Origin of the sequence: Pseudomonas sp. Irchel 3A5, from assembly GCF_900187575.1 — a bacterium.
GTDB classification, from domain to species: domain Bacteria; phylum Pseudomonadota; class Gammaproteobacteria; order Pseudomonadales; family Pseudomonadaceae; genus Aquipseudomonas; species Aquipseudomonas folii.
In genome coordinates, this window is the sequence record NZ_FYDU01000005.1 from 88,423 (window position 1) to 114,548 (window position 26,126).

A 26,126-nucleotide genomic window follows, 5' to 3' on the forward strand; every position below is an offset into this window, starting at 1 on the left:
GACACATGATTCAGCTGGTTAGGCAATGCATACCAGCCGAGTATGATTAGATCTACACATGAAATTCAACTATGAGGCTATTTTTTCCCGATAAGTGTGCATCGGGATGACAGGTGATTAGATTGTGTTTTACATTTAACATATGAGTAGAACTATACGACATCAACTAATCAAACGCCTTCAGGCTGAGCTCCCACGTGGTGCGCCGTTCGGTCTAGCTACGCTCGAATCGTTTGGCGTGTCACCACAGCTGGCTGCCCGCTATGTGGAGGGAGGCTGGCTCGTACGCCTCGCCCATGGCGTCTACGCATTCCCGAACGACGACTTTGATGTCAATGGCGCGCTGCGCTTCCTTCAAGGCCAAGTGGCTGGCCTGCACGTCGGAGGGAAAAGCGCGTTGGCGCTTCAGGGGGTCCGCCACAACCTGGCGTCGTGGGACATCCTCGTTCTTTGGGGCGATGCCCGTTTCGTCATACCTACCTGGTTCACCGAGCGTTTTCCGGCGCGTTATGTCGGGGCCAAGCTCTTCGACTGGCCAGACGATACTCTCGCCGGAAAGACCCTACACACTCCCCCAGGACAGCCCCAGGGCCTGCAGGTAGCTGTGCCAGAACGAGCTGTTCTGGAGCTGCTCTATGACGCCGGCACGAGGCAAAGCCTTGAGGAGTGCCGCAACATTTTTGATGGCCTTCGATCACCGCGTAAGGATCTGCTTGGACAGCTGCTTTCCTGCTGTACCAGTGTAAAAGCCGTGCGATTGTTTCTGACATGGGCACGAGAGTCAGGTGTCGTCGACGTCGACCTATTGCTTGAGCACAACCAGGTCAGAACCGGAAGTAGCAGGCGCTGGATGAGCCGGCTGGAAGATGGCACCTTGCTGAGCCTAAACCCCCATGGATAAGCACTACGCTGACACTGTTCGGCTTCTGCTGGACATTGCTCCTGCTGTATTCGCCAATGACATCTTCGCCATGAAGGGCGGCACCGCCATCAACCTGTTTGTACAGGATATGCCGCGCCTTTCCGTCGACATCGATGTGGTGTACCTGCCCTGGCAAGTTCCCCGTGATCAAGCACTTCAAGCAATCAACCAAGAGCTGGCTGCGATCGCAGAGCGTGTTGCACCCATGGGTGTGCAAACACGACTGATACACAGCAAAGATCTGGGCGACACGAAGCTGATTGCTGAGAATGACAGCACTCAGGTTAAGGTTGAGGTCAACGTGGTGTTTCGCGGATCCGTCCTTCCGATTACCCGACTGCCATTGAGTGCCAGGACGCGCGACCGTTTTGGAGTCGAGTTCGACGTCCCCACCCTAGCCCCGGATGAGCTTTATGCAGGGAAGTTGGTAGCCGCGATGGATCGTCAGCATCCGCGTGATCTGTTCGACGCGTGGCAGATGTATGAAACGGGCGGGATCACCGATGAAATGATCGAATGCTTCGTGGTCTATCTGGCTGGCCACAACCGCCCTACGCACGAAGTACTGTTCGGCAATGACAAAGACATCGCCGGGGAGTACGAGCGCGCCTTTCAGGGCATGACAGAGACGCCTTGCCCGCTGGGTGTACTGCTGGAGACTCGTGCACGGCTGCGGCAAGAATTGCCCGCGCGCCTCTCTGAGGCCCACCGAGGTTTCCTGAGTGGATTGGCGAGGGGAGAGCCCGAGTGGTCATTGCTGCAGTGTGCGTACGTCGAACAGTTGCCAGCATTACGTTGGAAGCTCACCAACCTAAGGACGTTCAAGCAGCGTCGGCCTAGTGATTTCGCGGCCCAGGCCGATGCCCTGGATGCTGCGCTCGCTGCATCCAGGACCTGAGGTTAGTCCGGCTGAAAGGCCACGCCAGATCAGCATGGCCGCAGCGGGTAAAGGCTTCTGGAGGCTGGGCATTGTGCTTGTCCGGCATCGCGACACGGGTACCTGTCGCGATGCCCCAGAATGATCAATGTGGGGGCTTGATCGCAGACAGTCGATCAGGCTGGCAAGGACATGTCATCCTCGTGCTCTGAAGGCGACTGCTTCGTGCGAGGATGGGTAATGTGCTCTAGCTCTTCGAAACTCATGTCTCGCAGACGATCCAGAAACGCGTGATATTCCTTGTCTCCGCCAGTCATGCGGGTCAACAGAGCGCACTGAAACATCAGTGAGTCAAGAAAGATGCGTTGATCTTTCAACCCCTTAAATTCTGCCACACCCCGTATGATGAGCTCGCAAGACTTACTTGCGGGCACGGAAATCAAGCTGCTGTCATTCGGAAGGTTCATGTCGGCCCCCTTGGCCTTTGGTTCGCCAGTTGCTCTCAAAATTTGACTCAGAACTTGTGCGTAGGTACTGCTTTAATCGCTACGTATGAAGACTGCATTTCTCTCAAGAAATAGCCAGGCCTTCGACTGGATGCTCTCCTTGGAACCAGCGCCAGGAACCTTTTCCCCCGGTCCTTTTGATTTGATACAGGGCCCGGTCCGCGCGCCGCAGCAGTTCGTGCTTATCAGCAGCTTGATCTGGATAGAGGCAGGCGCCGATGCTGACGCCGACGCTAAGTTTTAGGTTGTCCACCAGAAGCGGCGTATTCACCGACTCCAGTATGCGGCTGCAGACCATTTCGATATGAGACAGGTCACTTGGTGCAACAAGCAAGATACCGAACTCATCGCCACCGAGGCGGCATACCAAGTCTGTCTCTCGCACAGCCCCTTTCAGTCGCTCTGCGATGATCTGAAGCACGGTGTCACCTACCGCGTGTCCATAGGAATCATTGATGGTTTTGAAGTCATCAAGATCCAGCATGAGGAATGCAAGACGACGCTGCGGATCTTCGGAGACCTCCGCATGCCAACGCTCGCGAAGGCCACGCCGATTGGAAACACCAGTCAGATCGTCTAGATAGATCAACTCCAAAAGCTGCCGCCGATTGGACTGCACACCAGAAAAATCTTTGAAGATCGCTACCGCCAGCTTCTCGTCGTGAAGTATCAAACCCGAGTGCAACACCGTGCGGATTGACCCTCCGCTGGTCACGACATCAATCTCCATATCACCGGTCGCAACAGGATGTGCCGAGTGATGCAATTCGATGTCTAGCCAGCGCTTGCGTACCATCTCGCGCTGCCGTTCATGAAGATAGAGACTGTCCACGAATTGATCGACTGTACGGAAGTGGCTGGCGTCGTGGCCGAATAGACGAACGAACTCCGCATTGCAGTACTGAATTTTTCCATCAGGAAAGCTGGCCCACGCGATGCCGAACGGAAGAGCGCTCAGCACTCGCAGCAGGGTGCTCGCCTTTGGTGGGGTGCGTAGTTCGTCCTCATGCTGAACCATCATGTCCTTGCTCCTTTCCTCCAAGCGCATCGGGGCATTGCTGCTGATGCTCCAGGCCTCGATGTGTGGCAAATCTGCATCGTGGTATCGCCCGTGGCCATCGGCCCGCTGCAGTCCAATGCATTGATCCGTGCCTATCCATTATGGGTTATTTTTAACTCATTGAAACAATGCTGACCAGGCCTCGGCAGCGTTGATGCCAGCATGGCTTTAGCTGCTTTCAGTCATAGGAGGTCTGGTTGCGGCCAGCGTGCTTGAGCCGATAGGCCGGGTAAAGGCGCAAAAGGGGAGCGCCCACATCCGATTGATGCTCGCTAGTGATTGGCGGAAATGGTGTAACCCAAAGGCAGAAGGGTAGAAGGGCGGTGCTAAGGGAATGGTGCCCAAGGGAAATGGGGCTACCTGGAAAAGGAAAAAGGCCATCCCTGCCCTGCATCATCACTGGGAGTAGGCATGCTCAGATTGTTTCAACGAAAGGCCGCCGTCCTGCCACCTGTTGCGGCAGTGACCGAGACGGCGCTTAGCAAAGGGCTGTTGCAGCCCAAGCCGGCAGCGGAACTACTGGCCACACCTCGACGCCAGAAGCTTCTGGAACATATCTGGCAGCGTACCTCTCTATCCCGCAAGCAGTTCCACACGCTCTATCGAGTCCCGCTTGAGCGCTATGCGGATCTTGTGCAGCAATTCCCAGCGTCTGAAAGCCATCACCACGCGTACCTGGGAGGCATGCTGGATCATGGCCTTGAAATCGTCGCGTTCGCGTTGAAGTTGCGACAGTCGCACCTGCTTCCCGCAGGAGCTTCGCCTGAGGACCAAGCGGCGCAAGCGGAAGCTTGGACTGCAGCTGTTGCTTATGCCGCGCTTCTACACGATATCGGCAAGATCGCTGTCGATCTGCATGTAGAGCTGCAGGGGGGGAGGATCTGGCACCCCTGGCATGGACCACTGAGTCAGCCGTATCGTTTTCGCCATCGTGAGGGTCGCGAATATCGCTTGCATGGGGCTGCGACTGGATTGCTCTACACCCGGATACTCGATAGCGCCGCGCTTGACTGGCTCAGCGGCTATCCAGCCCTATGGTCCCAGTTGCTTTACGTGCTGTCTGGCCAATATGAGCATGCTGACATGCTTGGCGAATTGGTGGTCCAGGCTGATCGCGCATCGGTTGCGCAGGAGCTCGGTGGAGATCCGGCGAAGGTGATGGCCGCACCAAAGCACGCATTGCAACGCAAGCTGCTTGAGGGGCTGCGCTACCTGTTAAAAGAGCAGCTGAAGCTGAACCAGCCAGAGGCATCAGATGGCTGGCTCACGGAGGATGCGCTATGGCTGGTGAGCAAGACCGTTTCGGACAAGTTGCGTGCCCACCTGTTATCGCAAGGCATAGATGGCATCCCGGCGAACAACTCAGCTGTGTTCAACGTTCTTCAAGAGCACCGCATGCTCCAGCCCGCTCCGGACGGTAAAGCGATCTGGCGTGCAACGGTGACCAGCTCAAGCGGCTGGTCACATGCCTTTACGTTACTGCGGCTCTCGCCCGCTCTGATCTGGGAGGCTGGTGGGCGGCCGGCCGCCTACGCGGGGACGGTGCTTGTTGAAGCAGGCCAAGGTGCCGATGCAACCGGCCAGAGTGCGCCGGACTTGCTTGACTCGGCCATGCAGGACACCGCCGATGATCGAGCCAATCCACCGTTGGAATCGAAGCCTTCTTTGAGCACACAACCCGTAGCGAGAAACGCGCCGGATATGATGGATGAACTGCTGGCAATGATTGGGGCACCAGATCAACCGAAGGCCGATGACCAAGAAAACTCATCGTTTCAGCCAACCCCTGAAGCTCCCGGAAAGCCACACCAGGGGAGCGAGTTCGTCCCAGCGAAAGAAAATCCAATATCCACTAGTAACCACCCATCTAGGGATGAGTCGAATGGGATATCAACTCAAATGTCAGCTGATCATTTCGTGACATGGCTGCAGCAGGCAATTGCATCGCGCCGACTCGTCATCAACGACGCTAAGGCGCTGGTGCATATCGTGGCGGATGCCGTCTATCTGGTGAGCCCAGGTGTGTTTCAGCGCTATGCGCAAGAACATCCTCAAATCGCTGACTATGCAAAGCGTGAAGAGATGGCGGATTGGCAGTGGGCGCAAAAGAGATTTGAGAAATTGCATCTACACCGTAAGCAAGCCAATGGCCTTAACATCTGGACGTGCGAAGTAACCGGACCTCGCAAATCGCGACGGCTCCACGGCTACCTGCTTGAGCGTTGGCAGGGTGTATTCGGGGAGCTTCCGCCAAACAACCCATACCTGACGCTCCGGGAAGGAAACTTACAACCGCCGATCCATACGGACGCATCCACTTCGCTTGATGACTGAAGGTGTACCCCTCATTGGTGTGCTTGAGTGTGAGCCAGTAGCGTTCACGTCTATCTCCGAGCCACTGCTATGAACGTCAAACCGGATGTCGGATCCACCCAATGGATTTCAAAATTTTTCAAAAATCTGCTCGGTACAATTGGAGTAAATTACCCGGCATGAGTTGTTGTTAGCGGCGGTGCACTTCTTTTCTGCGTCAGCTTTAGCTTCTTCGAGTTCCGCGTTTCCTACGAACTGCAGCTTCCCACCAACAGATTTTCCATCCTTGTAAGGTTCTGCAACAGCTGCGCATTGATTGTGATAGGTAGCCCAATCACGGCACTCCTTTCCACCCGCTTTTACACAACTAGCGATGGCGCCTTTCTGCGCTTCACGCTTAGAAAGTTTCCCGTAGTCAACTCCTACGGTACCCTCTCCATCGAGTGCAACAGCTCCCCAGGTTTTAATCCATTTCCCCAGCGGGCGAGGTGCTGGTGCAGTCTCTTGAGAGCTTCCTTGGGGAATAGGCGCACATGCGATAGCTCCCTGCCCACCAATTTGATACTGGCCTGGCGGACAGCCTTGAGCCCAAGCAATTACAGGAAGATATAAAATTGGAAAAGCCAAAAGAACACAAAGCCTCATAGATGCATTACCCAAATATAAATTAATTCATCTGAAGTACATCGGTTTCATTAACACACAAACGTCAGTCTCGTCCATATCTGCAGTAACGCTACTGATAAAGTGATGGAGGTTACCCAATCTGATGAGCTTGAAGCCGAAAACGGCGAACACGCGGCTACCCTGTTTCATTACGACTGACGTGATAGCGCTCTATTAAATGATCTTTACAGCGCCCGCATCGGCGACTGCTGCGCGATGTCCGGCTGGGACAGCTGAGCATCCAAGGCCTGTGACTGGCGGATGCTTTCCTGCAGTGGAGGCACGGTCTCGGACAGATCCACCTTGACCCGGAAGCCCGGTGTCTGGCCAACGATCCAAACCGCGTCCTGATGCGAGGTCACGCTTTGCAACTGATCGACACGCAGGATACCCACGCGTTTGGCCTCGACAGTGGCGTGCATCGCTTCGGCTGGAGAGGTGCCGGCGGGGAGTTTGCTGTGGATGGCTTGGTAAAGCGGATCGTCGGGAACCGATGCAGATGCAGGCTCGTCGAACCGACCACGCGGTGCTGCCGGAGCACCCACTTCGCCGCCAGATGGACCCAAAGGTATCTTCCAGCCTGGCGGGACATATGTCGGCGCATACTCGCTCTGCATACGCTGCTGTACCTCCTCCCAGCGTGCCGCTGCCATGTCCGCGCGCCCTGCGCCGGGTGCGAGCGTGCCGCGCAACTGATCGATGCCATCGGCCAAGGTCATTGCCTGCATGCTGCGTGTACCGAGCGTGGCACCGAGGCGCATCGACGCTACGTCGTCGCGGTACTTGTCGATCATCGGCGAATACTGTTGCGCCAACTGCTGCGCTTTAGGGTTTTCCAGCACCGAGCTATCCGGCTTACCGCTGCCGTCCACTGGCAGGAAATTGTGGATGCGGTGCGAATCGCCCAGTGGGATAGCCACAAACGGATTGCGCGCATCGAGAACACTGGTTGTATTGGCGTAACCAGTCTGTTCCAGAGTGGCAATCTCCTGTGGTGTGGCATACACCTTGACCTGGCCGTAGTGCTTGCTGGCAGCGCTGACGGCATCGCCAGCCATCACGTGGTTGATCACGTCGGTGCCGCCCTCTGGGATGCGCCGATCCAGGCTCACCGAGCCGTAGGCGTTGAAGGTCTCGCCCCTGAGCCCAAAGTGGTGGGCGGTGACCTGGGCCAGGTTGCCACCCAGGGAATGGCCGGTGACAAAGACGTCGGGTTTGTGCCCGTCACGCTTGCCTAGTCGCTCAGCTGTCTCCAGTGCATGGCGGGTCAATTCAATTGCATCGTCTGACTGGTTGTTGTGACGTGCTGCAACCATTCCGTCATCCGCGGACACACCATCCTGCTGGAGTTGCCGCTCAAACTCGGTGCCGCGATGGGCGACAACAAGTTCGCCTGTTTCGACCCTCCTGTAGATCATGCCCTGATAGCCAGAAGGCCTATCAACGTATTCGAGCCGCTTGTATGGAGCACCGCCGATATCTACCGTTCGACTATTCTCACCGGTTTCGCGTGGCTCGTCATAAACATCGCTCGCCAAAGCAGCATATTGTTGCGCAGTCAGAGTCATGGCGTTTCCTTGGTGGAAAGCAGGGTCACTTTGAACAACTGGTTGCGCAAACTTTCTTTGAACTGAGTGGGGTCCGAATGGCCAGAGTCGGGATAGTTATCCATTTCATCTTTCGGATAACCGCCAGACCAGAAATATGTCACCACCGGCTCGCCACTAAGCAATTTATCTTTATAAATCCCTGGCTGAAATCGTGTTTCTTCCTGCTTGCCCGTAGCTCTTAACGAAACATCTGCGCTAGTTAGCTCCCATTGGCAGACGCCCTTGCCGTAGTAGTCTGAATCCACCATTCCATCTGCGTAGATCGTCGCCACATATGTAGATTCGTTTATTTTCTTGAAATGGATGGGTATTCCATCTTCTTTAGATTTGCTCCAGACACCTGCAATCGGCTCGATTGGCGTGCATTGCTTGTGGTTGGTCATTTCATAGAACGCAGTTCCTGATATCCACTCAAACGGCCCCGGCGCATCCTCGATGGTCATCGTGATCCGGTACGCCTGTGTCGGATGCGGGTTCTTGCGGTAGACCGGATCGCCGTCGGTGGTGGTCGCGTCAGTACCGTGTCTTTCAGAGCCAGCATTCATGGGGTTGCATCCTGCTAAGAGAACTAGAAAAAACCAACCGACAATCTTGATCCTCAGATACCCGTTCATGCCGCCATCGTGCGTTGTGCAGCACGCTGCGCCGCCGTTACTGAGTCGGTCAGTCGTCGACAGGTGCGGTTGATGTTGATGCCATGTATTAGCAAGGCAATGATCATAAGAGCGAACACCACCCCGAACTCTGGGATTTGTCTGATTATCTTCATCACTGCGGGGACACACGCCGCTCCCACTGCTAGCAGAAACATCAAACCCGTCATTGCAGTTGCACTAACGATGCCCCGACGCAGCTGTTTCAATTCACGGGTATTTTTCCCGTTTGCTTGCAGCTTTTTCCAAACTTTCAGAGCACCTGCAATGAGACTCAGCAGCATCGACACTACAGCGAAGTGCAATACAGCACAGATGGTGGCCACATACTGTGCAAGGTCCAGCAGGACCGAGAACGAAGTTCGATAGGCCAGAACAACCAAGCTTGCGGTCAGTAAGGTTGACATCAGCAGGATAGTCAACACGCGCCGAACGCCCTTGGGTGACCGGTACCAATGTGCATTTGGGGAGGCAAACACGCTATCCATTACATCGCTCCTACGAGCTCTATTTAACTAACGGCGAACGTGATCAGGGGCAACGTTTTTGATTTTAACTTCGAAGTCAATATTTTTGAAAAATCGGCTCCGAGCAAGCGGAGTAAAGAGTTCCACATTGCATGCTACTTGCTGATGAGCAGCTATTCACTGCATCTCGTTGAACATCATCAATTGATGGGCCTCGCGCGAAATGGAGACTTCCTGAAACGTTAGCCCCATTCTTTTGAGGCCCCGCTATTGCGACGCACTGATTTTCGTAGTTGACCCAGTCCTTACATTGAGTTCCACCAACCTCAATGCATTTAGCTCGCGCGTCTCCCTGCGCCTCACGCTTAGACATTTTACCTACTGCAACACCAAGGGTTCCGTTTATCGGATCGTGTGCGATTGCTCCCCAAGTCTTGATCCATTTCCCCAGCGGCCGAGGTGCTGGTGCAGTCTCTTGAGAGCTTCCTTGGGGAGTAGGCGCACACGCGATAGCTCCTTGCCCACCAATTTGATACTGCCCTGGCGGACAGCCTTGAGCCCAAGCAGTAATAGGAAGATATAAAATTGGAAAAACCAAAAGAACACAAAGCCTCATAGATGCATGACCTAAATATAAATTAATTCATCTGAAGTATATCGGCTTCTTTAACACACAGACCTCGGTCTCGTCCAGATCCGCAATGTGGTTACTGATAAAGTGATCGTGGTTACTAATTCATGCCATGGCTCATGAGCTTGAAGCCGATTAAGGTACACGCGGCTAGCCTATTCCAGGTCTGACGTAATAGTGTTCTATGAACTATTTTTTACAGCACCCGCGCCGGCGGGGTCATGTCCGGCTGGGCGCGTTGCGCGTCTAGCGCCTGCGAATGGCGGATGCTCTCCTGCAACGGAGGCACTGCCTCGGACAAGTCCACCTTGACTCGGAAGCCCGGGGTTTGACCGACGATCCACACAGCGTCCTGATGCGCGGTCACGCTTTGCAGCTGATCGACACTCAGGATACCCACGCGCTTGGCTTCGACCGTGGCGTGCATGGCCTCGGCCGGCGAGGTGCCGGCGGGGAGCTTGCTGTGGATGGCCTGATAAAGCTGATCGTTGGGAACCGATGCGGATACAGGCTCACCGAACGGACCACGCAGCGCTGCCGGTGCATCCACTTCGCTGCCGGATGAGCCCATAGGAATCTTCCAGCCGGGCGCGACATACGTCGGGGCGTTTTCGCTTTGCATGTGCTGTTGCACTTCTTGCCAGCGTGCCGCCGCCATCTCTGTCGTTCCGGCCCCGGTTTCCAGGGGGCCGCGTAAACGGTCGATGGCATCGACGGCCATGCCATAACCACCGCGTGCACCAAGCGTTACGCCACCACGCAACACCTCCACGTCATCGCGGTATTTGTCGATCATCGGCGCGTATTGACGGGCTAACTGCTGCGCCTTGGGGTCTTCCAGCACCGAGCGGTCCGGGGCGTCGTTGGCATCCACGGACAGGAAGTTGTGCATGCGGTGCGAGTCGGCGAGCGGTTTGACGACAGCTGGATTGCGAGCGTCCAAAACACTGCGGTCATTGGCGTAACCGGCCTTTTCCAGCGTGGCAATCTCCTGCTGGGTAGCGTATAGCTTGACCTGGCCGTAATGCTTGCTGGCAGCACTGACCGCATCGCCGGCCATCATATGATTCATGACATCGGTGCCGCCCTCGGGAACGCGCCGGTCCAGACTAACCGCGCCGTAGGCATTGAAGGTCTCGCCCTTGAGCCCGAAGTGGTGGGCGGTGACTTGGGCCAGGTTGCCGCCGAGGGAGTGGCCGGTGACGGTGACGTCTGGTGCTTCGCCGTCCTTACCGATTTTTTGTGCATAGACCAACGCATGTCTGGTCAACTCAATTGCTTCGGCGGCTTGGCGGTTGTGACGTGCTGCGACCATGCCGCCATCGGTGTAGACACCATCCTGCTTGAGCTCACGCTCAGTCTCGGTCCCACGATGGGCGACGATGAGCTCGTTCGTATCGACACGTTGGTAGATGACGCCTTGATAGCCTGAGGGGCTGTCACGGTACTCAAGACGCTTATAAAAGACTCCACCGATGTCTACAGGGCCGCTGTCCACTCCGACTTCGTTTGGTTTGTCGTATGAATCTCTCGAAAGTGCGGCGTACTGCTGGCTCGTAAGACTCATGGGATCACCTTTTCAGTAGTCAGGGTGACTTTGAAGATGTTGTTGCGAGCATTATCATTGAATTGATCGATAGCAAGGCGGCCGCCATCGGGGAAGTTGTCGATATCTTCTTTCGGATAGCGTCCTTTCCAAAAGTAAGTAACTTTGGGGACTGAGCTATAAATTTCACTCTTAAATAGCGCTGGCTGAAAGCGCGTATCTTCGTGCTTACCGGTTGCTTTCAGCGAGATGCCAACTCCATTGAGTTCAAAGCTGCACATCCCCTTGCCGTAGTAGTCAGCATCGATCATGCCATCGGCATAAATCTTCGCCACGTATGTGGCGTCGTTGACCTTTTCGAAATTGATGGGAATCCCATCTTCTTTCTGCTTTGTGGACATGCCCAATGAGCGATCAATGGGTGTGCACGCATCGCGATTCGTCATCTCATAGAACGCAGTTCCCGATACCCACTCAAACGGTCCCGGCGCATCCTCGATGGTCATCGTGATCTGGTATGCCTGTGTTGGATGCGGGTTCTTGCGGTAGACCGGATCGCCGTCGGTGGTGGTCGCGTCAGTACCGTGTCTTTCAGAGCCAGCATTCATGGGGTTGCATCCTGCTAAGAAAACCAAGACAAGAGAGCAAGCAGTTTTAATTTCCAGCTTCCTTTTCATGCCGCCATCGTACGCTTTGCAGAACGCTGTGCGGCTGCAATGGAGTTCGCTAGTCGTCCACAGATGCGGTTGATGTTGACACGATGTATCAACAAGGCAATGAGCATGATCGCGAAGACTACACCGAACTCTGGAATCTCCCTCATTACATCCATCACAAAGGGGACGCAGGCCGCAGCTACTGCAAGCATGAACATTAGCAGTGTCATTGCAGTCGCACTGACAATAACCTGGCGAAGCTGTTTCAGTTCTTCGGTATGTTTTTCCTCTGCTTGCAGCTTTTTCCAAACTGTCAAAGCACCTGCAATGAGCCCCAGCAGCATCGACACTACAGCGAAGTGCAATACAGCACAGATGGTGGCCGCATACTGTGCAAGGTCCAGCAGGACCGTAAATGACGTTCGATAGGCCAGGACAACCAAGCTCGAGGTCAGTAAGGTTGACATCAGCAGGATAGTCAACAAGCTTCGAACGCCCTTGGGTGACTGGTACCAATGTGAGTTTTGTGATGGAGACACGCTATCCATTACATCGTTCCTACGAGCTATAGTGAACTAACGGCGAACGTGGTCAGGGGCACGGGACGGCTTTGAGGGATGCCTGAAGTAAACGCTTTTGAGCACACGCGTGCAAACATCTGTGCCTAGACGGGGTTAAAACATTTAGGATAGGTCACAATTTAAGTGCCCGTTGCAGGATTTACCGGCAGCCAGCAATCCGTTGGAAAATAAACTGTGTAAAAGGTGAATGAGTTGTTGTTTGTAATGGGGAGTGAATTCATAGACGCTGCCGTTCTAGGTCTGTGACTGGATGGCCATGGCATATAATAGGAAAGCCGCAAGCAGTCTGCATTTCTGTATAGATATAATTTTTGTAAAAGTTGACTTATTTAATATGGCTTGAAAATAGGCTCAGAGCACGCAGTATATATAACTCTGCACTCAGACCCTTTATTGTCTTTTAGGCATCGCGATATCACATCACTACTCGCAACTTCTTTAGACGGCCCTCTGGCATATGCAAGCATTCCTGTTACAGCTCTCTCACCAAGATATGGCTCAGCAATGGATGCACATTGATTTTCATATGTGAAATCGATTGTGCACTCTTTTCCGCTTGCGGATTTACACTTTTCTAATGCTTCCTCTTGAGCCTCTGTCTTCTTAAGCTTTCCCTTCGAGACCCCCAAGTTGTCACCACCGTCGCTTGCTATAGCCCCCCAAGTTTTTAGCCATTTCCCACTCGGGCGAGGCGCTTGCTGGGTAGGGTTGTCTTGGGGGATAGGCGCACAGGCAGCGACACCCTGCCCACCAATTGGATATTGCCCTGGTGGACACCCTTGCTCGGCATGAGCGTTATGGCTGGCAACCCCCATCAAAAGCGCAAAAGCCACCAAGAAATTATTTTTCATATATTTATCTAAACCGCTTTCAGGCATATCGATTTGGATAACTAAACTTGATTCCGAGGATTTTGTCCAGCCAATCCGCGTGAGCCGATAGCGGCTGTCTCAGTGGAATCTGCGCCAGCAATCGTTCTGGTTACTGCGCTAGTTGTCCTCTGAATACTATCGTCCGCCCTGTCAGAGCTGGGAGCGGTTCGCTGCGGCATATACGACCCCGCAGGCTGCCCCTGCGGCCCAGGACTTGCCGCGCCGCCACGATCAAAAGCGGAATATGCCATGAACGTCCCCATATTCCCCTGCCAAATTGCGGCCGCCAACGTTGGCACGCTGATGATCAACCCGGTCATGATCAGGCCTATACCGCCCTGCTGCAGGGCTTGGCTAGACAGTCCTTCCGCATTGCCCAATGTGATGAGTTGGGCAGCCCAGTAGGCCGCGGCCACTTTTGCTGTGAATTTCAGCACCATCGCCGTGACCACCGACAGCATTGCCATCGAGAACAGCGTGCCGATCACGTAGAACAACCACTTCTTGAACAGGTCTTTGGTCTGGTCGAAGATCAGTGCCAAGATGAAGATTGGCCCGATCCCGATCAGGAACGCCATAGTGAACTTGAACAACAGCAGCATCGCTCCAGCCGCCATCGGCGGACTGGCGGTGCCGAAGCCCGCCATCAATACAGCGCGGCCTTTCTTCTCTATTGCCTCCGGATCGGTTGGGTCGACGCGCACCGCATCCAGCGCGGTCAGCGCCACCTGCGTGTAGGCGAGATTTTCGTCGATCGCATCGGAGGCGGTGCTGTCTTCATCACCCGTAAACAGGCCATGAATCTCTTTGTCCAGATTCTGGGTCATGGTTTGATGGAGTGCGCCGCCGTTAAGTCCGAAGGACGTTGCGATCATAACGATGAACACGATCTTGGCGGCCTTGACCACGGTGACCATCGCGCTCTCGCGCGATTGACCGGTGGCGATGCGGTACCCCACGATCAGCACCCAGAGCGTAGTCACCGTCAGCGCGATGGTGCTGACCCACTTCATAGTGCGGCCCATCAACTCCAAGCCGAACTCTTGAATCTCATTGCTGAAGTAGTCGTTGACCAGTTTGAAGAAAACGAACTCACCGAGGCCGATATCCGCCAAAGGCTGCAACCAGTTCATCGCTCCGTGGAGAATTGCGTCCATTACCTTCTGCCTGTCTGTCGTGGTGTAGCGATCAATTGGATAACGCGGCTTTCAGCGTTGCGGCCTGCACGAGCTGTCCCAGCGGTTTGAGCCAGCTGTTTTGGTCGCCATCCAAAGCTTTTCTGGCCAATCGCGACTGGTCTTCCTTGAGCCCGACGATATAGCTGTCATATGCCGTCATCTGGGCCTGCCAGTAGTCCAGGTCCATGGCGTTTTGTGCTACGAAACGCTGAACTTCGTTATCGTTGGCAGCAAGCGCCCCTTGGCTGGTGCCACCTCGGTCGCGCTGCGCCTCAATCGCTTTAAACTGGTTGTTGCGTTCTATAAGGCGCTTGAGCATGCGTACCGACTCGTTGTACTTGGCATTTTTTGCCAGCACCATGCGTGTGCATACCTTCATTTGCTCCTCCACCATATTTCCTTTCATGTTGGGGGCGAGAGACTTGAATTGCTGGAGCACCCCTGCGAGGCCAGTCTTTGGGGCACCAGGACAGTCGTCTTCCAGGCCATAGTCTTCTGGACGTTCGGCAAAGTTGTCAGCCATGGTGGAGGTCCCTAGGTTCAACCGCTGAAGCTTGATGAGCTGCTGCTGATAGTGATCCAGTTGCTGCTGATACTGCTTGAGGGTCTCGGTCCATCGCTTAGCCTGCTCTGCGTACTCCTGTAAGGCTTTCGCCATCGACGTTGGGTCATTGACAATCACTCCCACTGCATTCGCGGGCCCAACACTAAGACCGGCCGCAAGCAACAAGCCTGCGGCGAGACGTGAAAATGAAAGGCGTGAGCGGCGTGAGCGGTCATTCATGGCGGGACTCGTCGGTCTTGTTGGTGCAGATGGATGGCGGGGATAGCAAAACGAGGGATATAGAGGGCACAGCCCGGAAGGCGATAGGCAGCCCAGGCAGGTGGTGGGGAGTCAAGCGCGTAACGCAATCATGAAGCGAGAGAATTTTGTTCAGACACAGGCACAGCGACGAGAAAGACGCCGCCGGGGGTGCGGAGATGAGCGCCTGCTAGGGCCATTATCCTTATGTGCTATTGAGGCAGGTTGGGTCGAACTCTGGCATAGGTCAAGGCAGATTGCTACTACCTGCTCCCCCTCCAGACCGTCCTCTCATCGTCTAGCGGCCGCCACCTCAAGGGACAAGGTTGCCTGGGTAGGAAAAATCTGACATCCGGAAACGGCAATTCCCCACCCTCTGCAATGGCGTGCCCGGTCGAGTCCGCACGATATTTGTCAACCGAGGAAAGCTCTGGATCGCGTACCGTCGCAGCTGCCTGGACCGCAGGCGAGCACTCCCTCTTCGAGGGGAAAGGACATGTGATGCGTAACTTCCAACGTACGGCAAAAGTGGCTGTGGGACTGCTAGGACTGGCACTGTCATACAGTGCGGCGGCATGCTGTCCGGATGTCGGTCATAGCCCCGCTGCAGCAACAACAGGGCTGGGGGCCAGTCGTCCCTCTGCTACTGATCTCTCGGCTGTCAGCACCTTGCACGTATATACGTTCGAGCGAGATGGGATCCGCTACCTGCAAGTCAATGGCCCTAGTGGCGATGTCCGAACTGCAATCGGGTGGATCGACGGTACCCGTTGGGTCATGCCGGTTGGTATCGATGCAGACCGCACCACGATCCTGGCTGCGGGTTCACGCCCGAGCGGTACAGTCGTATATGAAGGAGATGGTATGACGGTGCTGCTACAGATACTCCCGCGTGGTAACAGCTGGCTCATCGTACCTAAAAATTGATCGTGTCCCTGTTGGTTCGGAAACAAAGAAGCTGATCTTGCCCGTATGGTGGCGCCGGCAGGTGCCACCATACGAGCGCACCCTGCTGGACAACTCTGCTGTGTTCTCAAGAGTGGTCCGACTGGCAGGCTTGCTCTCTGGCTTATCCCCGTAAATAGATACAGCAATGCCCTGGAGCCCGCGCAGTTTTCCGACCCTGGCCTTGATGGTATGACGCCTTGCTGGAGGCAGACAGGCAATCGCCTGCTGGGTGCATCTGTAGACGGCAAGCTGCAGCCCAACAGACAATTGCATGGGATTGCCGCGAAGCATGACTGGGTGGATTTCTGTGTGACTGGAACTGGCGAAGCCTGGCGAACGGAAAACGTGATAGAGCCCATGCGTCTCGATCTCCAGCGGGTACAAAGCATTGATGTACTCGTGCAGCATCTTCGATTGGATAGAGCCCGTACGAATCATCCGCATGGCGGCTTCATGTTGTCCGCGTGACTTGAGATGACTTTCGATGTCGCGGCGTAGTCGGTTCATCTGTACCTCGATGTCGACGTACTCGATCACGTGCTCGCGCAATTCCCGCTCAGCCCATAGGTAGCTCAGTTTTGCCGTATCCAATGCCTGTTGCTCACCTCGCAGACGCAGGCGCACTTCGGCAAGGGTGCTGGAGATACGCGCGCCCAGCACGAATAGTCCCGTAGCCGTTGTTGCGAGCATCACCTGCACAACAAAGCCTATTGAGTCATAGGCCCCCAGCACACCCGTATTTCGCAGTGAAAATGCCAGAGCGGTATTCGCCAGCACAACGCCGATGGCCGCGCCCCGCCAGCCATGCAGCCAGGTGAGTAGAACGGCAGGAACGATCAGCAACGACATTAAGCCCAACCGTGCAACATTGCTTTGCGGCAGTGTTGCTAATGCAAAGATCAATGCAGTCGCCAGAACCGCCAGTGCGCAATGAGGCGTCAGGCGGCTGGGCGTCTCTTCGTCGTGGCGGCGCATCCATAGAAGCACCGGCAGGACCACCATCAACATTCCGAGGTAGTCACCTACAGCGAAACGGGCGAACTTGACGCCGCTGATTGCCGACGAAGGTCCATCGAGCATGATGTTGGTCCCCAGAGTGCAGAGCGCGCCCCAGACTGCCGTGACCAGAAGCATCGGGATCAGTGACGCTCCTGCACGATGTACTGCCCCATACCTTGCCCGAATAGCGATAGGGACCAGAGCAATGGCCGGGACCAGGATCCAAGGGCTTGCGTAGGCCCAGGTAGGATTGACACCGACACTGCTGATCGCGGGAACCCGAATCATCAGCAACGCCGCGACATCGCCCAACAGTATCCAGGGCAGTAAGCGAGAAGGGGCGAGCAGCAACGCTGCGATCCGAAGGCCAGCTGGCAGGTACCACTGATCCAGTGAGCAGTGCCAAGACAGTTGAAACGCCAAGCAGTAGGCCGTAGCGGTTAACAGGCCCTGCGTCACACTTTTCAGCCCTTCCATGGGAATACCTTGAGTTTTGACGACGCCAGAGCATACCTGAGCGGAAGCCGTAACGGTGTGGGTGACCAAGACCGGTACATGCCCCTACAGCCCCTGTGAAACGGGTACGCCACAGATGCGCGTCAGGTGTGTTGGAGAGCCAGCTGCAAAAATATTTCAGGACCCCTCAGGTTGATCCGATGGACATAGGTCGTGGCGGGAGCGGTGAGTTGGCGAAAGCCTGGAATGCAGTTCGGCTTGGTCACGCGATGAGCAGTGTGCTCTTCGGTGACAGGGACGACACCGTGGCACGCTTGGACAGAGCGCTGCCGCCAGACACGGCGTCCCAGCCAAGTCAAAGCGTGCCATCATTCACCACGTCAGAGCGAGCACGTCATTTCAACCACTACCAGGGAGGTATTCATCATGAAGCCACGCACCACTGCCGCCACTTTCGCACTGGCTGCGGCTTTAGGCCTTGGCCTGAGCGCCCCAGCTCGCGCCCAGGCGCCTGATCCTTGCTCGGTCTTTCTTTGCATGTCCAGCATGTCCGGCTTCGGCACTCCGTCTCCTGAATGTGCAGCGCCGATCGCAACCTTCCACGCCATCCAGGTATGGAGCCCGGCCTTCAACCCGCCGGCCACGGCGGCGGCACGCCGGGTATATCTGACGACATGTCCAGGCGCGACTGCACCGAATCAAGCCATCTTGGAAGCCATCATCGCGAAGTGGGGCTATAGACCTTGACGGGCACGCCTGCTGACTCAGAAACATGCTTCTGAGACTTTGCGGGAATACCACCACGCTCCTGTTCGCGATGTGGATCGCGCATTGCCTTTCTGTGCGATTGGGTTCCTACGCATCGGCCAGTGGGAAGTGAACACGCAACCTTTGTATGTTCGCCCGCAGGACAGTGAACTCTGCAGCCAACTTTGAGGTTGCTGATACACCGCCTTCCAAGGCGGAAATCGTTGGGAAGAAATCACTATGGTGCGCCGGCCCGTGCGATCCAGCGCAGTGCGTTGAACATCGCGCGTAGCGCTTACTTACGCTGTGGCGCCTGCGCATCCATTAGTGTCAAATACGGCGCAGCAAAGGCCCATTCTTCTTCGGAAATGTCGGTTGGATGAGGCTTAAGAGGCTTCATCCGTATACGTTAGTGTGACAAGGGCAAAGTTCATAACCCGCTCTAGGGGAAGTCATTTTGATGGATCAAGAAAGCATCGTCCGGTACTGGCACGCGGTCGAGTTGTTGCAACCGCAATCAGCACCCAAGCTGAAAAAACGCAGTAATCGATACGAAGCGTTTATCCATGACACGCCAATTCAGCGCCCGCTGCTTCCGTGGACCCCGGAAAGTATCGTCAGTAAGCAGGAGCTGCCCAAGAAGCGCATATGGAGCCACACGCTCTATGCTCATCTTTACGACAGTCGTCTGGTTGCCGAGAAGCTGGATGCGATGTATGGCGCCGATCAGGGCTACCAGGAACCCAAGTTTCGCGAGTCAGCCGTGTTTGCGGCAAAATTTACGGCGGGAGGGCGACTGGTCGATGACAGTTTCGTTCTATCAAGCGAAGCGTGGTTTCTTGGGCGGGTGTTGACCGGCAAAGATTGGACTAGAGGGTTCGAGACTGACCAAAAGACAGTCAGGGAGCACGCTAACACTCTGTTCGAGGGTGAGGTATCAAGCGCCGGCTTGCGCGAACTGACTCACTGGACCCTCCAGTTCCTGGGGTTGGGGTGCTTTTTTGGTGAGATGGACCACCATCGTTTTCGCTTTCGCTCACAACCAATCAAGCCCGACAAACCCGAGTCGGAAGACGATCCGCTGAACAGCTTTTTGCTGGACGATCTTGCAGATGTCGCCGATGCGATCTCCAGAGGGGTGAAAAGCGAACCACTGGATCAGTACCTGCGTCATCACGATCCAAAGCCTCGCCTGCATATGGACGATCAGCGTGCGTCGCTGCCATTGATGGGACGACTGATGCCGGATGCGTATGCCAGTAGCTGTTGGCCTACAGAACACCATTTGGGCCTAGTACATTCCCAACAGCTAGCAGTCAACACAATCCAGTCCACTCTTGCCGATGGTCACGGGCTGCTTGGCGTCAACGGCCCACCTGGTACGGGCAAAACGACGCTATTGCGCGACCTGATCGCAGCGATTATTACCAGCCGCGCCGATACGCTTGCCAAGCTACGTCGCGCATCAGATGCATTCGCGAGCGATGGACGCGAAGCTGCCAACGACGGTGGTAAGCAGCAATACAGTTACAAGCTCAATCCTGCACTTTATGGCTTTGAAATCGTGGTCGCTTCATCCAACAACGGTGCAGTGGAAAATGTCACGCTCGAACTGCCTCAGCGAGACAAGATTGATGAAAGCTGGTTGCCAGAAGCAGAGTACTTCGCCGAGCTGGGGGAGCTGGTCTCGGGCAAACCTGCGTGGGGATTGATTTCTGGGGCATTGGGGAGCAAGGCACGACGCAACAAGTTCGTCGATCGTTACTTCTATGGTCAGCTCCCGTTTGGTAGCGAAGACAAGGCTGCTGCGGAGGTAGAAGACGAGACTGAGGTAGAGCCTGATGAGGAAGTCGACAACATTGTGGAGGCACTCTTTTCGACTCCCTCTGCTGAGACGGAACACGCTGACGATAGCGAGAACCAGAACGAAGATGCACCACCCGAGGAGGACAAGGGCCCGAAGGGTTTTTGGGGCTGGCTCAATGTGAGTGCAGAAGCGAATGCGGTCCGCTCCCCAGAGCAACGTCAAGCGTTGTGGCAGCAAGCTGTCTCTGATTACGAGGCCGTCAAGGCGGAAGAACGCAAAGCATGCAATGACGCCGGTCGAATTCGTGAGCTGATCTTGGCTATTCTCAAAATCAGGAAGACGATTGCCGAAGACTCCGAAAAACTCCGAGCATTCGAACAGTCGCTGATTGAGGTAGCAAATAAACTCTCGCGCTTGGATAACGAGGAAGGTGGCCCTGCCAACATGGCGCTCAAGAAGTGTATTGACGCGCTTGAGAAGCTGCCAAAAAAGCCCGGTTTCTGGTCAAATTTATTCAGTCTCGGAAATGCTCGACGCGATTGGAGTACCGCTCGGGCACTGCTAGAAAGCCAGCATGACATCGCTAAGGCTGAGTTCGCGCGGATCACGCGCCTCACTCTACAACTCGATAGCGAAAAGGCCCAGGTGGAAGGAAAAATCGCTGAAGCGCGTCGAGTGCTTCAGGGATCGCAGCAGCAGGACAAAACGCTTACGAGCGATGCCTTTGAACTCGCAACCACTCATCAGGCTGACCATCTGCTCGCTTGGTTGAAAGACAATGCCATCGGGCGTGGGGATGTCATTGAACTGGCCGAGCCCTGGCGCATTGAAGGCTGGCGGAAGGCTCGGGCGCGGGTTTTCATCCAGGCATTGAAGCTCCACCGGACGTTTTTCGAGCTGGAAGCTTCAAGACTGCGCTCTAATTTGTTCATGATTAACGGGATGTTGGGTGGCTCACGCTTTCAAGGGATGTCGCGCGACGCAATCCGTTCGGCATGGGCTTCTTTGTTCATGGTCGTTCCAGTGTTGAGCAGCACTTTTGCATCATTCGCTCGTTCGTTTGGCTCATTGGGCGCAAGTGAAATTGGCTGGTTACTCGTGGATGAGGCTGGTCAGGCCGCTCCTCAAGCTGCAGTAGGTGCGCTATGGCGGTCCAGGCGTGCGTTGCTGGTTGGAGACCCTCTGCAACTCAAGCCCATAGTCACCGTCTCCGATGCAGTGCTAGAACGCATGCGTACACGTTACGGCGTTGATGTGCACTGGATTCCCAACCAAAAATCTGCACAGGTACTGGCCGACGAAGCCACCCCTTGGGGCCGCATGGCTGGGCCTGCCGGTGGCAAAACTTGGATAGGATTGCCACTGGTCGTGCATCGCCGCTGCGACAGGCCCATGTATGCACTCGCCAACCGTATCGCCTACGACGGAGCGATGGTGTATGGAACGATCGCGCCGCGCGCCGACAAAGAAACCCGCGCCAGTCTGCCGACAGGGTGGATCCATATCAGTGGTACATCCGAAGGAAATTGGGTGCCTGCAGAAGGCCAAGTCCTACGAGACCTGCTCAAGCGGCTACAGGGCGATGGCGTAGAGGCGAAAGATATTTCGGTCATCACTCCTTTCAAGGCTGTGCAGCAGAACCTCAAGCGCATGCTCCCTGGCAAGATGGTGTCCGGCACCATCCACACTATGCAGGGCAAAGAGGCATCGGTCGTCATAGTCGTACTGGGGGGCAACACGGCAGGATCTGGCGCTCGCAACTGGGCTGTTTCGGAACCAAACCTGCTGAACGTGGCGGCGACGCGCGCCAAGCGGCGCCTCTATGTGGTTGGCGACAGGAATGACTGGAAACATCGGCGATTGTTTTGTGATGTCATGGATCTGCTACCGACTCAGGATATTCGGTCCCACGAGTAATGGGCTTTCACAGCAGCATAGCGGGGTGGACTTTTCGCTTTACTGTGAGTAATTGCATGGACTTGACCAGTCGTTGGCATCAGATTTGACCAGTCCGCTGGCCGACCCTGACCGGCAGAAATCGGCCAGTAGCGGCCCGTGGTTGCGCGCGCGGTACGCGAATCGACCCGAAGAAGCTCTCAAGTGGCGATACAGTCGAATCGCACCTACCATGAGGTACTAGGATCAGTAGATTGGTTTCCGCTAGTCAAGGAGGGTCGAAGTGCATCTTGTGCGTGTTCGCGTCCGGAACTTCAGAGGCATCGCCTACGGTGAGGTCCATCTCAATGGACACACTGCTTTTATTGGTGACAACAACGCCGGCAAGTCCACATTGCTGGAGGCGGTGGATCTGGTACTTGGCCCGGAGCGCCTGAGTCGCCGTCCTGTAATTGATGAGCACGATTTCTATGCAGGTACGTATGTAGATCCGGCCAAGAACGAGGTCGTCCCGATCCAGATCGAGGTTGTTGTCGCTGGACTCTCCGATGAGCAGCTGCGGCATTTCCGCGACCATATCGAGTGGTGGGATTCACAGGCCAAGACATTGCTTGTAGGGGCTCCCCCAGAGGGAACAGACGCGCCCCATGTTGGCGCAGCAATACGCGTCTTTTTCAACGGCTGGTATGACGTAGAAGAGGACGACTTCGCTGGCGATACCTTTTACGCCACTCCCGAAATGCCGGATGGCTCCTACCTGCGGTTCTCTGCGCCCGACAAACGAAAGTGCGGTTTTCTTTATCTTCGCACCCTACGTACCGGCGCCCGCGCACTCAGCCTAGAGCGAGGCTCTTTGTTGGACGTAATCCTTCGGCTGAAGGAGACACGACTGACAATGTGGGAAGACTTGCTCGACCAACTGAGGGCATTGCCAGTTGGAGAGACCGAGGATATCGGCGAGTTACTTGTCGCAGTCCAGGATGCAGTACGGCACTACGTACCATCCGACTGGGCAGAGCAACCCCACATGCGGGTTTCGGACCTCACCCGCGACATGCTCCGTCGAACCCTGACTGTCTTCATGGGCACTGGCGCGAAAAGGCCGGACGGCTCCGTCTATTCCGCCCCATATCAGCACCAAGGCACTGGCACGATTAACACGCTGGTATTGGCTCTGCTGTCTATCATCGCCGAACTCAAGCAAAGCGTGATCTTCGCGATGGAAGAGCCAGAGATCGCGCTTCCGCCACACACCCAGAAACGAATTATCAATTCGCTACGCCAGAAGTCGGCACAGGCCATCTTCACATCCCACTCACCCTACGTGCTGGAGGAGTTCGATCCTGTCCAGGTGGTGGTTCTCAAGCGCACGGCCGGTGTTATGACCGGAGTTCCTGCAACATACCCACCAGCAGTCAAGCCCAAGGCTTATCGCACAGAGTTTAAAGCTCGGTTCTGCGAAGCTCTACTTGCCCGCTACGTACTTGTGCTTGAGGGCCGTACGGAGTTCGACGCATTGCCTGCCGCCGCCCGCCGGCTTGCCGAGCTGGATCCCACGCGTTTCAAATCTCTCGAAAACCTTGGAGTGGCTATCGTCGATGCTCGCGGCGAGACCAATGTCGCTCCTCTGGGTGCATTTTTCCGGTCTCTCGGCAAGATCGTGTTCGCGGTGTTCGACAAGCAATCACATGAGGCGCTCGCAACCATCACTGCCTCGGTCGATCATGCCTATGAGTCCGCGACTAAGGGCTTCGAAAACCTTGTGTTGTATGGCGTGTCTGAGGTCGCACTCCGCAGTTATGCTGCTGCTGTAGTTGCTGGCGGCGATTGGCCGCAGCATCTCGCGGCATGGACGCCAACGCCCGCAACGCCGCTGGCCGATCTGCAGGCGGCTCTGTCGAGCTATTTCAGCTGGGCCAAGGGTGGTGGCGACGCCGGCGACTTGCTCGCCTCCTGCCCAACCGCCAGTGACATGCCTGAATACGTGAGAACCACGCTGGCAGCCATCAAGAACTTCATTGAGCCACCTCCGCTGCCTGCGCTGCCTCCACTACCTCCCCAGCTAGCCGGCGTGCCCCCTCTCCCAGAGGCGGCAGCCGAGTCGCCGCCATTGGCACCCGCCTATGGGAAGTTCCAACCGTCCCCGCCCCAGCCTCTGGCATGACGAAAGTGTGGAGCGATCAAAAGCGCGACTTTTTGGAGTGCGCCAGGCACGCCCTGGCGCTAGGTGGCCCTGGTGCCGGAAAAACACACGTCGCGCTGGTCAAAGCTCGCAATGAGATTCGTTCAGGAATACTCAAGCCAGGCCAGAAGGTCCTATTCTTGAGCTTCGCCAGACCGACCGTAGCGCGCATCATCGAAAAGGCTTCTGAGCTGATCTCTCGCGAGGATCTGAAGCAACTAGAGGTCAGCACGTACCACGGTTTCGCATGGAGCATTCTCCGAAGCCATGCCTATCTATTGAATGGCAGACCGAACCTGCAGCTTCTGCCACCGCCCGAAGCAGCAGCGCATTTGGCAGATATCGATAAGGCCCAGCACGAAAATGAGAAGCGACGCCTTTTCGAACAGGAGGGCCGCCTGCATTTCGACTTGTTCGCAAGCTTGGCCAGCGAACTGCTGAGCCGCAGTGATCGGTTAAGCGCCATCTTCTCCGACACCTATCCCATCATCATCCTCGACGAGTTTCAAGATACAAACAGTGATGAATGGGCGCTGATCCAGCAGCTTGGAAAGCGCAGTCGCCTCATTGCACTGGCCGACCCCGAACAGCGGATCTATGAGTTTCGAGGTGCTGATCCCAGGCGGGTGGGAGACTTTCTGGAGAACTTCGGCGCCGCCCATTTCGATTTCGCGGGTGAAAATCATCGCAGCAGCGGTACCGATATCACGGCCTATGGGAATGACCTGCTCACTGGCGCAAACAAGGGCAAGGCCTACCAGCAGGTCAAAATCACGCGTTACGACTTCATGTATGGCAAGAGCCTGCACTTCACCGCCAAGGCCGCGGTGTTCTCGGCGTTGGATCGCCTCAAAAAAGTACCTGACAAATCGATCGCGATCCTGGTGCCATCCAGGCGGCTGATGCTCGAGTTTTCTGACTACCTTTCTTCTGCAGCTGATGGTCTGCCAGCACTAAATCACGACGTCGCAATGGATGCTGAACCGCCGGCTTTAGCCGCTGGCGTTATCGCCACGTTACTGGCGGGAGGTACCGCTGGCGATGTTGCGAGCCGCATGCTCGGCGCACTTCACTCGCACATTCGCGGGCGGCGCGGGGGCAGGTCTACCCCACAGACCGAGCTTGACCTGGCGGGTGCGCTTAGCGGGTTCCTCTCCTCGGGAAAGATCCGCGGCTCCAAGCGCCTGTTGATTGTCAGCGAAGTTCAGCGCATCTCAGAATTGCGGCGGCAACTGCAATTAACGGGCGACCCTGCGGAAGACTGGTTACACCTGCGCGGCCTGTTGGCATCGTCCACTGCGGAAGCCTTGAAGCAGGTAGCAACAGATGCTCGCTACCTACGACTGCTGCACCGAGGCTCAGTATTGCGAACCAATTTGGGTGCGTTGTGGCGCGCCCAGGGAGAGTACATGGGGGCTGAAGAGGCAGTCCGAAGTGCCTTGATGCAGGAGCATTTCGCTGCAGCTCAGAAGGACTGGCGTGGCATCCATCTGATGACGCTACATAAGTCTAAAGGGAAGGAGTTCGATGAGGTCATCATCTACGACGGCCTTTACCAGCGCATTGCCAAAGCCCCGCAGGATCCAAAAATCTGCGCCCAGGATCTTTTAGTACTGCGGGTGGGCGTGACTCGGGCGATACGTCGGACCACCATTGTGACTCCGAAGCGCGATCCCTGCCCTTTACTGTGAATCAAGACCTCCGCTGCTTACACCTCTCCCTGCTAATCCGGCCGCAGCTGAGCGGTCGTA

The 26,126-nt window shown here is 55.8% G+C and carries 21 protein-coding genes and 1 pseudogene; 7 read left to right on the plus strand and 15 right to left on the minus strand.

Features of this window, described 5'->3' with window-relative positions:
• Window positions 1-142: 142 nt before the first annotated feature.
• Together CKW31_RS09465 and CKW31_RS09470 are read left to right on the plus strand one after the other, a co-directional pair.
• Window positions 143-901 (plus strand): type IV toxin-antitoxin system AbiEi family antitoxin domain-containing protein, encoded by a 759-nt coding sequence (locus CKW31_RS09465; RefSeq protein ID WP_095094090.1) that lies wholly within the window; start codon window positions 143-145, stop codon window positions 899-901.
• Window positions 894-1,820 (plus strand): nucleotidyl transferase AbiEii/AbiGii toxin family protein, encoded by a 927-nt coding sequence (locus CKW31_RS09470; RefSeq protein WP_095094091.1) that lies wholly within the window; start codon window positions 894-896, stop codon window positions 1,818-1,820. The genes CKW31_RS09465 and CKW31_RS09470 overlap by 8 nt, the downstream gene beginning before the upstream one ends.
• Before the next feature lie 155 nt (window positions 1,821-1,975).
• Here CKW31_RS09470 and CKW31_RS09475 read toward each other — a convergent pair whose 3' ends face one another.
• Window positions 1,976-2,266, minus strand: a complete 291-nt coding sequence (locus CKW31_RS09475) for a hypothetical protein (RefSeq protein WP_019237341.1) — start codon at window positions 2,264-2,266, stop codon at window positions 1,976-1,978.
• 103 nt (window positions 2,267-2,369) lie between these two features.
• The gene (locus CKW31_RS09480; RefSeq protein ID WP_218192142.1) at window positions 2,370-3,326 is read right to left on the minus strand and encodes a GGDEF domain-containing protein; all 957 of its coding nucleotides are present in this window, start codon (window positions 3,324-3,326) and stop codon (window positions 2,370-2,372) included.
• A 450-nt stretch (window positions 3,327-3,776) separates the two neighbouring features.
• Here CKW31_RS09480 and mobH point away from each other — a divergent pair, with 450 nt between their 5' ends.
• Window positions 3,777-5,699 carry a MobH family relaxase gene (mobH, locus tag CKW31_RS09485; RefSeq protein ID WP_095094093.1) on the plus strand — a complete coding sequence of 641 codons (1,923 nt, stop codon included), beginning with the start codon at window positions 3,777-3,779 and terminating at the stop codon, window positions 5,697-5,699.
• Between the two features lie 108 nt (window positions 5,700-5,807).
• Here mobH and CKW31_RS09490 read toward each other — a convergent pair whose 3' ends face one another.
• From CKW31_RS09490 to CKW31_RS09550, 12 genes are all read right to left on the minus strand, one after another.
• Entirely contained in the window at window positions 5,808-6,338 is a 531-nt protein-coding gene (locus tag CKW31_RS09490; protein WP_218192143.1) for a DUF4189 domain-containing protein, read from the minus strand.
• A 191-nt stretch (window positions 6,339-6,529) separates the two neighbouring features.
• The gene (locus tag CKW31_RS09495; protein ID WP_095094095.1) at window positions 6,530-7,912 is read right to left on the minus strand and encodes a hypothetical protein; all 1,383 of its coding nucleotides are present in this window, start codon (window positions 7,910-7,912) and stop codon (window positions 6,530-6,532) included.
• Window positions 7,909-8,499 (minus strand): hypothetical protein, encoded by a 591-nt coding sequence (locus tag CKW31_RS09500; RefSeq protein WP_218192144.1) that lies wholly within the window; start codon window positions 8,497-8,499, stop codon window positions 7,909-7,911. Before CKW31_RS09500 ends, CKW31_RS09495 begins: the two co-directional genes overlap by 4 nt.
• Before the next feature lie 65 nt (window positions 8,500-8,564).
• A complete protein-coding gene (locus CKW31_RS09505) occupies window positions 8,565-9,095 on the minus strand; it encodes a hypothetical protein (RefSeq protein WP_095094097.1) in 531 nt (176 codons plus the stop codon).
• Between the two features lie 76 nt (window positions 9,096-9,171).
• Window positions 9,172-9,690 (minus strand): DUF4189 domain-containing protein, encoded by a 519-nt coding sequence (locus CKW31_RS30315; protein WP_095094098.1) that lies wholly within the window; start codon window positions 9,688-9,690, stop codon window positions 9,172-9,174.
• Window positions 9,691-9,901: 211 nt separating this feature from the next.
• Window positions 9,902-11,272, minus strand: a complete 1,371-nt coding sequence (locus CKW31_RS09515; RefSeq protein WP_095094099.1) for a DUF6792 domain-containing protein — start codon at window positions 11,270-11,272, stop codon at window positions 9,902-9,904.
• Window positions 11,269-11,859 carry a hypothetical protein gene (locus CKW31_RS09520; protein ID WP_095094100.1) on the minus strand — a complete coding sequence of 197 codons (591 nt, stop codon included), beginning with the start codon at window positions 11,857-11,859 and terminating at the stop codon, window positions 11,269-11,271. Before CKW31_RS09520 ends, CKW31_RS09515 begins: the two co-directional genes overlap by 4 nt.
• A 65-nt stretch (window positions 11,860-11,924) precedes the next feature.
• Window positions 11,925-12,455, minus strand: a complete 531-nt coding sequence (locus CKW31_RS09525) for a hypothetical protein (protein WP_095094101.1) — start codon at window positions 12,453-12,455, stop codon at window positions 11,925-11,927.
• A gap of 362 nt (window positions 12,456-12,817) precedes the next feature.
• Window positions 12,818-13,366, minus strand: coding sequence for a DUF4189 domain-containing protein (locus CKW31_RS30320; protein WP_371856712.1), 549 nt, complete (start codon window positions 13,364-13,366; stop codon window positions 12,818-12,820).
• A 14-nt stretch (window positions 13,367-13,380) separates the two neighbouring features.
• Window positions 13,381-14,517 (minus strand): type IV secretion system protein, encoded by a 1,137-nt coding sequence (locus CKW31_RS09535; protein WP_095094103.1) that lies wholly within the window; start codon window positions 14,515-14,517, stop codon window positions 13,381-13,383.
• A 31-nt stretch (window positions 14,518-14,548) separates the two neighbouring features.
• Window positions 14,549-15,322 (minus strand): hypothetical protein, encoded by a 774-nt coding sequence (locus tag CKW31_RS09540; protein ID WP_011348366.1) that lies wholly within the window; start codon window positions 15,320-15,322, stop codon window positions 14,549-14,551.
• A gap of 894 nt (window positions 15,323-16,216) precedes the next feature.
• Window positions 16,217-17,764, minus strand: coding sequence for an MASE1 domain-containing protein (locus CKW31_RS09550; RefSeq protein ID WP_095094104.1), 1,548 nt, complete (start codon window positions 17,762-17,764; stop codon window positions 16,217-16,219).
• 405 nt (window positions 17,765-18,169) lie between these two features.
• Here CKW31_RS09550 and CKW31_RS29815 point away from each other — a divergent pair, with 405 nt between their 5' ends.
• The gene (locus tag CKW31_RS29815) at window positions 18,170-18,490 is read left to right on the plus strand and encodes a hypothetical protein (RefSeq protein WP_053051518.1); all 321 of its coding nucleotides are present in this window, start codon (window positions 18,170-18,172) and stop codon (window positions 18,488-18,490) included.
• A 179-nt stretch (window positions 18,491-18,669) separates the two neighbouring features.
• On the opposite strand, the pseudogene CKW31_RS09560 reads toward CKW31_RS29815, so the two are convergent.
• A pseudogene (locus CKW31_RS09560) lies at window positions 18,670-18,890 on the minus strand (transposase); the annotation flags it as partial.
• 60 nt (window positions 18,891-18,950) lie between these two features.
• On the opposite strand from CKW31_RS09560, the gene CKW31_RS09565 reads away from it, so the two are divergent.
• The 3 genes from CKW31_RS09565 to CKW31_RS09575 all read left to right on the plus strand — a co-directional run bounded on the left by CKW31_RS09565 (window position 18,951) and on the right by CKW31_RS09575 (window position 26,066).
• Window positions 18,951-22,214 (plus strand): ATP-binding protein, encoded by a 3,264-nt coding sequence (locus tag CKW31_RS09565; RefSeq protein ID WP_095094105.1) that lies wholly within the window; start codon window positions 18,951-18,953, stop codon window positions 22,212-22,214.
• A gap of 262 nt (window positions 22,215-22,476) precedes the next feature.
• On the plus strand, window positions 22,477-24,357 hold the full coding sequence (locus CKW31_RS09570; protein WP_078566018.1) for an ATP-dependent endonuclease: 1,881 nt from the start codon (window positions 22,477-22,479) through the stop codon (window positions 24,355-24,357).
• On the plus strand, window positions 24,354-26,066 hold the full coding sequence (locus tag CKW31_RS09575; protein WP_095094106.1) for a UvrD-helicase domain-containing protein: 1,713 nt from the start codon (window positions 24,354-24,356) through the stop codon (window positions 26,064-26,066). Before CKW31_RS09570 ends, CKW31_RS09575 begins: the two co-directional genes overlap by 4 nt.
• Window positions 26,067-26,126: the final 60 nt, after the last annotated feature.

Excerpts from the sequence above, each read along its gene's own strand:
- CKW31_RS09495 (WP_095094095.1), bottom strand. The coding sequence starts at position 7,912 with ATGACTCTGACTGCGCAACAATATGCTGCTTTGGCGAGCGATGTTTAT.
- CKW31_RS09515 (WP_095094099.1), bottom strand. The coding sequence starts at position 11,272 with ATGAGTCTTACGAGCCAGCAGTACGCCGCACTTTCGAGAGATTCATAC.
- mobH (WP_095094093.1), top strand. The coding sequence starts at position 3,777 with ATGCTCAGATTGTTTCAACGAAAGGCCGCCGTCCTGCCACCTGTTGCG.
- CKW31_RS09565 (WP_095094105.1), top strand. The coding sequence starts at position 18,951 with ATGGATCAAGAAAGCATCGTCCGGTACTGGCACGCGGTCGAGTTGTTG.
- CKW31_RS09535 (WP_095094103.1), bottom strand. The coding sequence starts at position 14,517 with ATGGACGCAATTCTCCACGGAGCGATGAACTGGTTGCAGCCTTTGGCG.
- CKW31_RS09550 (WP_095094104.1), bottom strand. The coding sequence starts at position 17,764 with ATGGAAGGGCTGAAAAGTGTGACGCAGGGCCTGTTAACCGCTACGGCC.
- CKW31_RS09475 (WP_019237341.1), bottom strand. The coding sequence starts at position 2,266 with ATGAACCTTCCGAATGACAGCAGCTTGATTTCCGTGCCCGCAAGTAAG.
- CKW31_RS09465 (WP_095094090.1), top strand. The coding sequence starts at position 143 with ATGAGTAGAACTATACGACATCAACTAATCAAACGCCTTCAGGCTGAG.
- CKW31_RS09540 (WP_011348366.1), bottom strand. The coding sequence starts at position 15,322 with ATGAATGACCGCTCACGCCGCTCACGCCTTTCATTTTCACGTCTCGCC.
- CKW31_RS09480 (WP_218192142.1), bottom strand. The coding sequence starts at position 3,326 with ATGATGGTTCAGCATGAGGACGAACTACGCACCCCACCAAAGGCGAGC.
- CKW31_RS09525 (WP_095094101.1), bottom strand. The coding sequence starts at position 12,455 with ATGGATAGCGTGTCTCCATCACAAAACTCACATTGGTACCAGTCACCC.
- CKW31_RS29815 (WP_053051518.1), top strand. The coding sequence starts at position 18,170 with ATGAAGCCACGCACCACTGCCGCCACTTTCGCACTGGCTGCGGCTTTA.
- CKW31_RS09505 (WP_095094097.1), bottom strand. The coding sequence starts at position 9,095 with ATGGATAGCGTGTTTGCCTCCCCAAATGCACATTGGTACCGGTCACCC.
- CKW31_RS09575 (WP_095094106.1), top strand. The coding sequence starts at position 24,354 with ATGACGAAAGTGTGGAGCGATCAAAAGCGCGACTTTTTGGAGTGCGCC.
- CKW31_RS30320 (WP_371856712.1), bottom strand. The coding sequence starts at position 13,366 with ATGCCTGAAAGCGGTTTAGATAAATATATGAAAAATAATTTCTTGGTG.
- CKW31_RS09500 (WP_218192144.1), bottom strand. The coding sequence starts at position 8,499 with ATGAATGCTGGCTCTGAAAGACACGGTACTGACGCGACCACCACCGAC.
- CKW31_RS09520 (WP_095094100.1), bottom strand. The coding sequence starts at position 11,859 with ATGAATGCTGGCTCTGAAAGACACGGTACTGACGCGACCACCACCGAC.
- CKW31_RS09470 (WP_095094091.1), top strand. The coding sequence starts at position 894 with ATGGATAAGCACTACGCTGACACTGTTCGGCTTCTGCTGGACATTGCT.
- CKW31_RS30315 (WP_095094098.1), bottom strand. The coding sequence starts at position 9,690 with ATGAGGCTTTGTGTTCTTTTGGTTTTTCCAATTTTATATCTTCCTATT.